Source organism: Candidatus Zixiibacteriota bacterium (genome assembly GCA_018820315.1).
Lineage (GTDB): Bacteria > Zixibacteria > MSB-5A5 > JAABVY01 > JAHJOQ01 > JAHJOQ01.
The window spans coordinates 1-12,186 of the sequence record JAHJOQ010000076.1 but is presented as its reverse complement, the minus strand read 5'-3'; the positions used below and the strand labels follow the sequence as shown (position 1 = coordinate 12,186).

General features: G+C 50.0%; 10 protein-coding genes and 3 tRNA genes. All 13 read right to left on the bottom strand.

From position 1 onward, the window contains the following. Positions 1–108: 108 nt before the first annotated feature. The 13 genes from KKH67_07420 to KKH67_07360 all read right to left on the bottom strand — a co-directional run bounded on the left by KKH67_07420 (position 109) and on the right by KKH67_07360 (position 12,050). Entirely contained in the window at positions 109–2,394 is a 2,286-nt protein-coding gene (locus KKH67_07420) for a tetratricopeptide repeat protein (protein MBU1319010.1), read from the bottom strand. Between the two features lie 180 nt (positions 2,395–2,574). Next, complete coding sequence (locus tag KKH67_07415; GenBank protein ID MBU1319009.1) at positions 2,575–4,764, bottom strand: glycoside hydrolase; 2,190 nt, start codon at positions 4,762–4,764, stop codon at positions 2,575–2,577. A gap of 3 nt (positions 4,765–4,767) precedes the next feature. Continuing rightward, a complete protein-coding gene (locus tag KKH67_07410) occupies positions 4,768–5,466 on the bottom strand; it encodes a tetratricopeptide repeat protein (GenBank protein MBU1319008.1) in 699 nt (232 codons plus the stop codon). Between the two features lie 119 nt (positions 5,467–5,585). Next, positions 5,586–7,061 carry a hypothetical protein gene (locus tag KKH67_07405; GenBank protein MBU1319007.1) on the bottom strand — a complete coding sequence of 492 codons (1,476 nt, stop codon included), beginning with the start codon at positions 7,059–7,061 and terminating at the stop codon, positions 5,586–5,588. A gap of 219 nt (positions 7,062–7,280) precedes the next feature. Beyond that, a tRNA-Arg gene (locus KKH67_07400) sits at positions 7,281–7,354 on the bottom strand. 85 nt (positions 7,355–7,439) lie between these two features. Then, the gene (locus KKH67_07395) at positions 7,440–7,970 is read right to left on the bottom strand and encodes an adenine phosphoribosyltransferase (GenBank protein ID MBU1319006.1); all 531 of its coding nucleotides are present in this window, start codon (positions 7,968–7,970) and stop codon (positions 7,440–7,442) included. Between the two features lie 7 nt (positions 7,971–7,977). Then, on the bottom strand, positions 7,978–8,220 hold the full coding sequence (locus KKH67_07390) for an acylphosphatase (protein MBU1319005.1): 243 nt from the start codon (positions 8,218–8,220) through the stop codon (positions 7,978–7,980). A 32-nt stretch (positions 8,221–8,252) separates the two neighbouring features. After that, complete coding sequence (locus KKH67_07385; protein ID MBU1319004.1) at positions 8,253–8,726, bottom strand: TIGR00725 family protein; 474 nt, start codon at positions 8,724–8,726, stop codon at positions 8,253–8,255. A gap of 32 nt (positions 8,727–8,758) precedes the next feature. After that, positions 8,759–8,832, bottom strand: a tRNA-Pro gene (locus KKH67_07380). A gap of 116 nt (positions 8,833–8,948) precedes the next feature. Continuing rightward, positions 8,949–9,716: a 5'/3'-nucleotidase SurE gene (gene surE / locus KKH67_07375; GenBank protein MBU1319003.1), complete on the bottom strand. Its 768-nt coding sequence runs from the start codon at positions 9,714–9,716 to the stop codon at positions 8,949–8,951. 55 nt (positions 9,717–9,771) lie between these two features. Further along, the gene (locus KKH67_07370) at positions 9,772–10,446 is read right to left on the bottom strand and encodes a glycosyltransferase family 2 protein (GenBank protein MBU1319002.1); all 675 of its coding nucleotides are present in this window, start codon (positions 10,444–10,446) and stop codon (positions 9,772–9,774) included. A 92-nt stretch (positions 10,447–10,538) separates the two neighbouring features. Beyond that, a complete protein-coding gene (locus KKH67_07365) occupies positions 10,539–11,846 on the bottom strand; it encodes an Ig-like domain-containing protein (protein MBU1319001.1) in 1,308 nt (435 codons plus the stop codon). A 126-nt stretch (positions 11,847–11,972) separates the two neighbouring features. Beyond that, positions 11,973–12,050: transfer RNA gene (locus tag KKH67_07360), tRNA-Pro, on the bottom strand. Positions 12,051–12,186 lie beyond the last annotated feature (136 nt).

Below are 12,186 nucleotides of genomic sequence, written 5' to 3'. Positions count from 1 at the left end.
TGGGGATATTTTTTCGCAGGTACCGCCGCGAATGCCGATCCCATCTGTTCCATTCACATTGTGGACTAATTACACTGAGTAAGAAACGGTTTTCTTGGCACCAGAGGATTACTGATTTGCGCCCATCTTCTCCAACTGTTGCCTTGCCGGTGCGAAATCGGGATCGAGTTTCAATGCCCTCTGGAATGATCGCTTCGCCTCCGGAGTCTGCCGGAGGCTGAGCAGCGCAACACCTCTGTAATGATGAGTCTGCGGTGTTTCGGGTGCAATCATTACGGCTCGATTAAATAGCTCCAAAGCAGCGGCAGGCTCCGCCTGCTTCAGCATGACTGCGCCATAGTTGAGCAGACCGGTGATGTCGTTAGGATCAATCTCCACCGCACGTTCGAAACATCTCTCAGCCTCGTGCATTCGGCCGGTCGTTCCATAGACGGATCCGAGGTTAATCAGTGCTTTGGCATAGGAGCCGTTGAGTTGGAAAGACGTGTAGAAACAGCGTTCCGCTTCGTTCATCATGTTGTTTTCCATGTACACGGCACCCATCTGATTGTACGCTTTGTATGCCTTGGGATCAATCGCAATGGCCGATCTGAGATACTGCAACGCCTGCGTGGAATCCATCTTCAATCTGAATATCTCGCCTAGATTGATTCGTGCCTCGACTGAATTCGGGTTCATTTGGAGGACCTTACCGAAAAGCTCTTCAGCTTTCTCGCGGTTGCCCATATCAAGTTGAGCTTTACCGACAACAAGCTTTGCCATGAAGGACTTCGGATTCCTGGCGACAACACTATCGAGCGACTGCTCAGCAAGGTTTATTTGCTGTGTGATACCGTAACACAGCGCCATGTTATACTCTGCCATCGCATAATTGTGGTTCAAATCGACTGCCGCGCGATACAGATTGATCGCTGTGTCGCAGTCTCCCCCCTGTGCAAACGCCAGTCCCTCATAGAAGAGATTCTCAGCCTCATCCTTTGGTGATTGCTCAATCCGAGGGATGTTGCAGGATAGCAGCAATACAACGATCAGCCCAACCTGTACTGCGATCTTTCCTGACTTGCCGGATCTCAGCGGTGCAACTAACTGAATGATCAGCGCCGATGCAAAAATGATTGCCATCGGCATAATGGTCAGACGGTAGCGGGATGAGACAAAGAACAGCAGAATTGCCGCCGCCTGTGAGAACACAAACGCCAGCAACAGCCAGACTTCGCGGCTCTGGACGTCGGGCGGTTTGAAGATGAAAAATATCATCCAGCAGAGGGCGAGCGGCAAAATGATCCCTGTCGGGAATGCTATCACATGCCGCCAGATGAGAACGTCGAGCACCGTCGAATATCGCTTGAAATGATAGATGTCGAGATTCCGCTTGATCTCCTCCCCTGCAGTTAGCAGATAGGCTTTCTTAGCAAGCAAACCAAGAAATGCTAACGGATCGTCGCCGAGATTATCGATGGCCTTTGATGTGAAGTAGGCTGATGACTGCGCAGGCGTCGCCTGACCGTGAACCGCTGCCTCCTGAATACATTCGTCCCATTCAAGACCCGGTCTGATTGCGGTCGTGCTGTCATAATTCGGATGATTTCCGAGATAGAAATTCGCCCCGACGTTGGCTGACACCAGAGTCAGTTCGTGGTCGACCGCGTAATTGCGCACGGTGGTCACTGCGACCAAAGATAAGAACCCGATAAGCAAGAAGCCAGACGACTTGAGTCCGGGCAGCAATCGGTTGTTCCCTCGATAATGGAAATAGAAGAGCCACACGATGAGCAGTGGTATAAACGCAGCTATCAAGCCATGACCTATTTGCGCCAACCCCAGAATGAAACCGACAAGAATGGTCTTGAGCGGTCGCGAGGAGGCTTTATAGGATATCAGTATATTGATTGCAAGAAGTATCAGGAAATTGAGCAACACCGGTGCGAGCAGTTCAGTCGCAAAGAAGATGAATGGACCGTATATCGCGGCAATTCCGAATGCGAGCCACGCGACTCTCCTGTCTAATACCTTTGCGGCCAGTCTGAAAATGAGATAGCAATTCACTGCTGAGATCAGCACTTGCACAAGCTTGGCTGCCGTGATACTGACACCGAACAGCCAGTAGAGGACTCCCAGAAAGTACGGGTAAAGAGGAGCCTGCCAGAATGTCGAGTGTCCGATTACATCACCAGCCGCAATTTGAGCAGCCATTTCGTGATAGGTCTGGCTGTCAATCACCGGATGCAGGTAAATCGGTGAGTCGCTTAAGTCAAACAGTGCCAGCAATCTTGGGATTAGAGCCAGTGCAATCAGAAGTAATGGAAGTCGAACGCGAAACCAAAGAGGCAGAACAAAATCTCTCGCGAAAGAGTCTTTCTTTCTTCTTGTGCGGGGCTGTTTCTTTCTTGCCATCTGCAACTTGAAACGCCGCAAAACTATCGCGGCAAATCGTTGAGTTCTGAATTATTGCCGGTGCAATTATAGCATATTGCAGTGTACGTGGCAAGGGTCAAGTTGTGTTCAGGGATGTAAGTGACTCGGCAGGACTCCCGGGGTATTCCGGTCATGCACCTGTTTGTTCGATTGGAGTTGTCAGACTTGCCAGAAGGTGGATTCGTTTCTTGTCGGCATTGTTGTGTGGATCATATCATAGGCTGGCCAGCGCTCGATCTGCTCTGATCGCCTGACCACTTCGACCGCAAGATCTGCTCTGAATTCCTTGTCAAAGGCGATTTCAGAGCGGGGAATCGACACTTCGAGGACCTTCTTCAGAGCAACCTGACCTTTGAATTCATTGTCAATGTACTCCTTTGCGTTCAGTTCGCGGGATGCGATCTGAGTCCCCTCCCTTTTCACCGTAATGACATAATCTCTTGCAGCCTTCAGCTCGATCTGAAACTCAAACTCAGCTGCCGCATCATCCTCAGCGCGGGTGAAGAGATCGAGTCTGAAATATATGTTGTCATCATCAAAGCCGAAATGGAACGCATGCACCACATTGATTGCTCTGTGCATGGCCGACCCAGCCTTCATGCAATCGAGCATTCCGGAATCATGCCACTCATAAAACGTAGTCACAAGACCGTCGACTGTCGGAGAAACCAATCCGAGTGGCTGTTCGATTCCGCTGACACCTCTAATGCCGCGAATAGGTTGCAGCAGCTCTTCGGGAGGATCTTTCTCAATGAGTTTGTACACCGCTAAAAGATGAGACCGAAACAGACTGTCAAAGATGTCATCCTGATTCGACGAATGGTCATCCCCGTACCACCAGCACCAATCTGATCCTTCAGCAATGAATATTTCTTTCCATGCCTGTTTCAGAGTCTCAGGGGTTGCCTCTGGAGTTACTCTTTCGTACTCAACCAATGCATTCCTGGCGCGAGACAGGAAATCCCAAGCCTTGTTATCCTCGTCATGCCCGATCCAGACTCTGAAATCGTGGTTGATCCAAGATCCGGCGAAGAGGCGAGGCAAGTTCTGTGGTTTGTCGACGGCTGCAAATGCCTCTGATACTGTAATCGTTTCGATTTTGTCATCTTTAGAAAGGTTCGAATATAGTGCTCTGATGAAATCGACACCGTCATTCTTGTAATATTCCCATGCATTCTCGCCATCAAGAATGATAGGTACGACGCATTCCTTCAGGTTCTCCCTGCCAAGCGATTTTCGGATATCCAGCAGACTGCTTACGAAATCATGGGCCGCCTTCTCCGGGTCCCACCCTGAGTACACAAATCCGATTTTGTCGGAGAGGGCATGGTTTCTGAAGAGTATACCCAGTTCCCCGCTGTCTCTTTTGAGCCTATATGGCCTGTGCAGCGCGATCTGTCTCGTGCCAGCATCTGCCTTTGAAAGGGCGTCGGCGGACTCGAAAAGTACGTCCTCATCCGTCGCAATCCATTTCACATTGTGATCCAGGAACAGGGGGATCAGCGGTTCGGCAACAGAACCCTCGGAGGGCCACATTCCCGTCAGAGGTCGACCGAATAGCTCCTGATACATATCACACGACATCTTTATCTGGTGGCTCGCGTCTTCCGGATGCTGAAACCGTTCCGAGGGGAGTTTGATGCGAGGCAGTGCCTCCCTGGCCAGATCCGTGTCGATCAGGAGCGGCAGGATCGGATGGAAGTATGGCGAGAATGACACTTCTATCTGCCCCCGATCCTGTGCATCGCGATGAGCAGGGATGATTTCCGACAGCAGCCTTTTCTGAAACTGAAATAAGCCAATCTTATCTTCTTCGGAGAAGCCGTTCTTTTTCTCGAAGAGCCGCGCAATATCCGGATCCGATCGAAACATAGGATCGATCCATACCAAATTTGACCATATCGTCAGATCGATATACTCCTGGTCGGTTATGCTATCCGCCGCTTTCTGCAGGTCCGACTTGCAAAGCATGACTTTCTCGTGAATCTGATAGTATCGTTGGTGCGGTTTTATCATTGTACCGACATTCGCGGAGAAAAAGGTCGAGAGTATCTCGATTTTCTCAGCATCTGTCAAATCGGCAGCCCTCTTAAGAGTCAGTGACATATGATTGTCTACGGCATCATGCTGCGTGTAATCCTGAATCTGTTCGATTAGAGATGGGACCAGATTAAACGTCTGCTTGATTCCGGGGAACTCATCGAGAATTCTGACCATGTCGAGATAGTCCTTGGTGCCGTGCAGACGCACCCACGGAAGGACATAGCGATCAGTCTCGAAGTCCTTATAATAAGGCTGGTGCTGATGCCAGAGGAAGACTACCTTGAGCGGGGCTGGCTTCGCCGACATAGATCAATCGTAGTTACTGGTGGTGCTCTCCAGCACACCATGCTCTACGAGGTACTGCTCAAGTTCGAGTGCGCGCTGTCCCTGTCCCGGTATCTTCACATAGATGTCGTACAACTTCCGGGCATCCTCTCGATCGTCGGCACTGGCATAGCTCTTGGCGCCGATGAACAAGCAATCCGGGACAATATAGCTATCGGGATACTTCTGGTATACTTCAAAAAACTCGTCCGCAGCTTCCTTCATCAGGCCCTTGGCTCTGAGGCAGTGTCCAATTCCAGCGAGGGCATTTGCGCTCAGCATGTCATCGTAGCGGTATTTGTCATAATGGAGGCGAAAATACTCTTCTGCCTGATCGTAGTTTTCCAGATTGAAGTAGGCATTTGCGATATAGTAGCTTGCCAGCTTTGCTGATTCAGTGCCACCAAAATTGTCAAGGATGTTCTGGAAATCCACCGCCGCAAGCTGGAAATTGCCGCTTCTGAATTCGACCGATGCCCGACCCAGGATGTCATTCGCTTCTCGCGCCTTTGTCTGCCCCTGAGAGGTTATCAGGAAAACCGCAATCGCGATCACAACAATGGCGCCAATGCCCAGGAGGAACTTGCTTGTGTGTCCCGTGAAGTACTCCTGTGCCCTGAATACCAAAGTTATGAACTTATCCTGCTTCATCTGCTGCTTTGTCAGCTTCTGCCTGGTCGCCATACTTGTCGATCCTTTCAAGAGCGCTATCGGATTGTACCCTTATACAATCAGTATCGCCTTATTTCTATACGGCTTAAGCCGCATCTGTTTCGCATCGATCCCGTTGATCGGGTCCCGGTCTAAAAGAAGCCGGTAAAATTCAGAGAGAACCGTGTTCTGGTCAGCTTATTGTCGCCTGTGAAGGGCTTACTCGGGAAGAGTTCGGTATAGAAATCTATATCCGCTCCGACCACAGTCCTATCCTGCGTATAATACTCAAAACCGGCATCGAGCCATATCCTACTCCAGTGAACACCAGTTCCGCCACTGAGCGCATAGGCTGTCATTCTATCGCCCGTAGCAATCCCCTGGGCAATGATGAATATCTGATCTTCCGTTCTGCCATAGGCTGTAACCGCCATATCGACATCCGCATCATAGTGCTGGATATATCTAAATCCACCCCTGATAGGAATTTTCGCTTTGTCGCTCTCTAACATATATTCAAATCCGATGCGGCCTTCACCTGCATTCCTGAAACCGGAAGGATATTTCGTATAGAACTCGTCCTTCTGGCCAGAGCTTCTGATGAATGAGCTGTCGAGAACCGAGACGCTCGTTCTGCCGAACCGCCTCCATTCGAAATCTCCGCTCATGACGAAATTCGGTTTGACATTGTAGGCCAGCCCCATACCGAGTGTGAGAGGCTGCTCCAGCTTCTGTTTTTTGTCGGTCAGGAAGAAATCCGCTTTATCAGACTGAGGCACAATGACGTACAAATCAGTCGCGGTTTCCCATACTGTATCATTCTGAATGATATCATACTTTCTCGTGATCTCGAACGGAGTCTTTGCGACGGCGCCGATTTTCAGTTTGTTCCATGTATAGTGCAAACCGAATGTCATGTTAAATCCACTATAGCTAACATCGAATAGGCTGTGCGCTCTAAAAAGCCGCCTGACATCCTGCTCGTACTGGCCCGCGCCTTTCGTATCCATCCATTCGGCCGTTACATCATAATTCTCATCCGCCGTACCGATATAAATGTTGGCTGCGGCACCAACCGCGAGACCTCCCATAATCGAAGTTCCGAACCCGAGATTGACAACATCCATCCCGCCGGTGACCGCCTCTTCAAGGTGCGAGACAACCACCGAATCCCATTGGTAGTAGATGATTGGAACATAGATATACGGATTCTGCATTTCGGCGTGGTTGATCTCATCCAGCTTCTGATAAGCGATGCTTGCTGAAAACTGGTGTTCCTTGATTGTCAATGGAGCCAGAAATGAAGCGTAATTAATGTTGAATCTGTTGTCATTTACGGCAAGTCGCCCACCCATGAAGGTGCCATAGTCCAGATCGATTGTGGAGTTAGGTCTTGTGTACGATCCTGAAAAAGATATCTGTGGATCGAGAGTCTGGATCAATCCCGCCGGATTCCACGTGATGGCTGAGGCATCGTTCGCCAGGCCGATGAACGCACCGCCCATACTCCGGGCGCGCACTCCCGAACCGAGCCAGTTTCTATCGAGTCCGTAATATGCCTGCCCTGGGGCGATTTCGATTAGAACCATCAATAGAAGAGTGATCAGCAACAATATCTTGGTTTTCATTAGAGCAGTTCCTCCCAATCCGCTTGTCAAAAATTTTGGCAAAAAATATAACACATTGGCTACAGGAGTCAAACCTTTTTTAAACATTTCTCCCGCGTAACGCAAAACGACTTACGTTCTTAGGACGATGAAACCCTCGGTTTGTTGAAAGTCCGAGGCTGGAAACGCTCTTGCGGGACAGTTGCGCTTCAACATGATTCCGTCCCCATAAGATAAAAATACCCCCGGGGTGACTCGAACACCCGACCCGCGGTTTAGGAAACCACTGCTCTGTCCAACTGAGCTACGGGGGCAGACGCGACATATCTTATGTTCTTTGGAGAGATTAGTCAATAGAATTCAAAAATGAGGCTTGAATTGACAGTTTGACCGGGGAAGCTAGCCGCTATCGTATTTAACCAACGAAAAGTAGTTGTAGTCGCTGAATCTATTCTGGCCACCGAGATGTGACAATTCTACAACAGTTGCCACACAGGCAATCCCGGCACCGAGTTTCTCGACAAGATGACAGCAGGCCAAAAGAGTCCCCCCTGTCGCCACGAGGTCGTCTACAATCATCACTCTATCCGTTGGCGTCAACGCGTCTGAATGAATCTCGATTCGATCAGTACCGTATTCCAGCGTGTAATCTTCGCTGACGATCTCAAACGGGAGCTTTCCCGGCTTGCGCACCAGGACCATGCCGCAGCCGAGCTTGTATGCGAGGGCAGATCCGAATACAAACCCTCTGGACTCAATCGCGACGACCTTTGTAATCCCCAAATCATGGCTTCGATCGAAGATAACATCGATCGCCATAGCAAACGCCTCTGAATCGGACGTCAACGTGGTAATGTCCCTGTACATTATCCCCTTCTTTGGAAAATCGGGGATGCTGCGTATTTTTGTTTTGAAATATTCTTCTGTCATAAGCTGATTAATATTTTACGAAAAACTGATCGTAGTTCTCCTCGTACTTCTTCCACTCGACCTGAAAATTCTCGATATGGGACCATTTCGGCCCCTTCTTGACAGCCAAAAGAAACTGCATGACCTCTTCCTTCGATCCCTCCACTTCGATCTGCACATCGCCGGTATCCAGATTTCGTATGTAACCGGTGACACTGTGGTTTTGTGCCGTCGAAGTCGTGAAGTACCTGAATCCTACTCCCTGAACCATACCGGATATCAGGACTCTGGCGCAGACGAAGTCTACTTTGCTGCTATTTTCTGAAGAACTAATCTCACTGCCTCCTCTGGATTGTCTGAGCTTACCGCGGCTTCCTTGAGATCCCAGCCGCCCATGTTGACTACCGGCTTATTGAGTTTAAGTGCAAAACCGAATTCGGAGAGTGTGCCGAATTTTCCTGGAAGTGCGACTATTGCGTCGCTTGCATTAATGACAACCAAGTTTCTCGCTTCACCGATGCCTGTCGGAATGGCAAAATCGATGAATCTGTTCGCATCCCCCCTGTTTCTTCCGGGAAGAATTCCGATGGTTGTGCCTCCCTCTGACTTTGCTCCTTCAGCGGCTGACTCCATCACTCCCCCCAATCCGCCACAGACTAGAATGGCGTTCGATTTGGCAATCTGCCTGCCAACCTCAAACGCCAGCTTCTTGACCACAGGCGAACACTGACCGGCGCCAATCACGCCAATATAGTACTTTCGCTCTGGGTTGGTCATAGATTAGTTTCCGGGAACCCTGTTTTTCAATATCGGGGCGACTGGATTTGAACCAGCGACCCCTTAGTCCCGAACCAAGTGCTCTACCATACTGAGCTACGCCCCGATATTGAGGGTCAATGGATGTTATCGACTTTTTCGCATTTGTCAACACTTTTTTGATGATGTCATCGGGACGAGCGTCCGATTTCAGGGAACAGACCACCTCAAGAACCGAAGACGTCAAACCTTCACTCTCATATCCCGGAATTCGCGATAGGTTGAATGCGAAGTCATGTCGATGGCCAGCGGGGTGATGGAAATGTATCCCGCATTAACCGCGGAGTAATCAGAACCATCAATTTCGAACCACTCCGGCTCACCGCCGATCCAGTAGTAGTGCTTACCGCGCGGGTCTGTCTTCTCGACAATGATGTCATTATAGACTCGCTTACCAAGCTTGGTGATTTTTGCGCCCTTGTAAGGTTTCTGACCGAGATATGGAATATTGACGTTCAGCAGAGTAAACTCAGGAAACGGCCAGTGCATCACTTGTCTGAGGATTTTGCGCACTGCTATCGCGGATGGCGCATAGTCGGTCGCATCCCAGTCTGCGAGTGACACTGCAATTGACGGAATGCCGAGAATCGATCCTTCGATTGCTGCAGCTACTGTCCCGGAATAAGTAACATCATCACCCATATTGGGTCCGTGGTTGATCCCGGAGATGATGAAGTCGGGTCTTCTTTTCTTCAGGAGAGCGTGCACCGCGATCATCACCGAGTCAGTCGGAGTGCCGTCGACAGAGAACCAGTTGTCTTCATGCTTGTTGATTCTGAGCGGTCTCTGCATAGTGAGGGAATGACTCGATGCCGATTGTTCCCGGTCAGGCGCTACAATAACAACCTCGCCGAGCTTCCTGATCTCGCGCTCAAGAGCTTTCAAGCCGGGCGCGAAGTATCCGTCATCGTTGGTAAGAAGTATCAGATTGTTATCGCGTTTCGTCGCCATCAATTTCCTGCTTTCAAAGGCAAATATATAGTATAAGTTGTCGCAAAACGCAAGCTTACCAGAAGAGGCTTTCTCTCAAGAGCTTGAGAAATCGCAGTCCGTCAACAACAGGATTGATTGAACTTGCGGAACCGTCATAAACGGTCGGAATGGCGATCTCGCCTATCGAGAACCGGGCCAACCCCGCTTTCAGCAGCATCTCCGACTCGAGATCGTATCTTTCCCCTCTCAGGCTGACCGATCTGATTAGACGAGTGCTGATAAGTCTGAAACCTGACTGCGAATCCTTAATGAGCACTCCGGTAAGAAGCGATATCAGAATCGAAGTTGTGAAATTGGCGAATGCGCGATGTGGAGGCATCTTCTCCGATCTGTCTCTTACGCCTATCACCATATCATAGCAACCCGACGCCGCGACTTCCAGAAAATCGGGTACACACTTCGCCGGGTGCTGCAGATCGGCATCCATTGTCAGAACATACCTATATTTCTCATCCAAGGCTACTCTGAAGCCTGTCTTGAGAGCTGCGCCCTTGCCGAGATTGACGTCGTGAGAGATAATCCTAACCCCTGTCTGTTCAGCCAGTCGGGCTGTTTCATCCGCAGATCCATCATCAATGACAAGAATATTATCGGGCGAAGCGTGGTCAAGCACTTGTCCGATCAGTGTGCAAATAGAATCCGCAGTATTGAATGCCGGTATGATGATCAAGACAGATTCGGAATTCATACTGCTGATATTATGCGTCATTCAGCCGTGACGCAATGAGAAAATCGAAGCGCCTCGGCGGGCTGCTGCCGCACTGACCTTTCAATCAATCTCTAGCGCACGCCGAACAGTGACACGAACTCTTCTGTCAGATTCCCTCCTGAAGCAGTCTGGGCAGCGCTACTGAGAGATATCTTGTATATGGCCCCCGACGTCAATTCGTCCGATGGATCGAAGTACATAGTGGATGCGCCGTAATTACCGGACCATGAAAAGGTGCCATGCACGTCTTCACCGTCCAACTCCGAAAGTGTAAATGCTGCCGTAGTCGTGGAGCTATCCATCTCTGTGTTAAACATCAGCCTTATGTCGACATATGAATATACATTAGGCTGTCCATCTGGAGGATAGGCCGAGACTACACCAAGCCGCTCTGTCGTGAATCCCAATGTGCATGGCTCCGGCAAGCTGACTCCGCCGGCCAATCCAGTCTCGGCATCTATCGTTATAACATAGTCGGTCTGCGGATCGAGTGGCAAGTCCGTTGGGAAGAACGTGAAGCGACTAAATGTCCCGCCATCCTCGTCCTGGGATTCGCTGCTGCTGATCGGATACCACATACCTGGGATCTCCGGCTCATACTGAACGGCCGCCTCAAGAGAGTCAGGATCAACATAGCCATTGAACGACAATATGGGATAGAATTCCCTGATAGGGATGCCTCCGAGTCTGCTCGTCGATGGCAGATCGACACTAACACTGAGAGGCTCAGTGGTGAAGCTGAACTGCATGTCAGATCCAAGTGGCACACCCTCGACGGTCCTGACAGACGCATCGATTACTACCGTGTATTCTGTTCCCGGCTGCATTCTGTCATTAGGTAAGAAGCGGTATATGCTTTCCTTACCCGATCTCGCCGGAGTTTCCAGCCAGGTGCCGTCAAGCGTTGGATGTATCTCGCATTCTGCAGCAAGATCCTCCATGTCGATCGCTTCGTCGGCGTAGATCGTAAGTGACTGGCCCCGGCTGGACAAAGGAACAAGGACAGAATCATCACCATCGGCCGGTATTGTTTGGTAAATCGGATACGGATAGTCCGAGAGGGCAAGCTCTCCAAGGTTCTCTACGCTGTGCGAGCACACAGCAACGTCAAATATCTCTCGCCGGGAATAGTGATCGGGAGAGACAACTACATGATACGTTCCTTCAGGCAGATCAACGAAACTGAAGAACCCATCTATGTTGATGTCGATAGTGACGGTTGCGATCCCGAAGACGGTCACAACTCCGGTATCGATCGGACTGATTCGTCCCGTAATCCCGACATTCGGATCCGGCGAGTAATAGTTGTTGGTGATCTGATCTCCGCAATTGACTGTCAGCAGCAACACTGACAGCAAGACGACAAGAATAGAGCGCATATAGACCTCCCGTAGTGCGTTTGATGCAAATGTGCATCTCACAATCGACTCACATTTGAGACAGATGAAACATCTGGGCTTTACTTCAACCTTATTCGGACTGGCATCTACCGGGATGCAAAAAAATGGTCGGGGAGATCAGATTTGAACTGACGACCTCTTGACCCCCAGTCAAGCGCGCTAACCAAGCTGCGCTACTCCCCGACACTGGCTGTATATTACAATCTGAATCCGAAATTTCAAGACAAAAGTTTGATGAGGGCTTTGATTTCGCTCTTTATCGCGGAAACTGAGGACTTGAGATTCTTCTCAGGGAGCGTCATTCGGTTCTTTCTGCCGT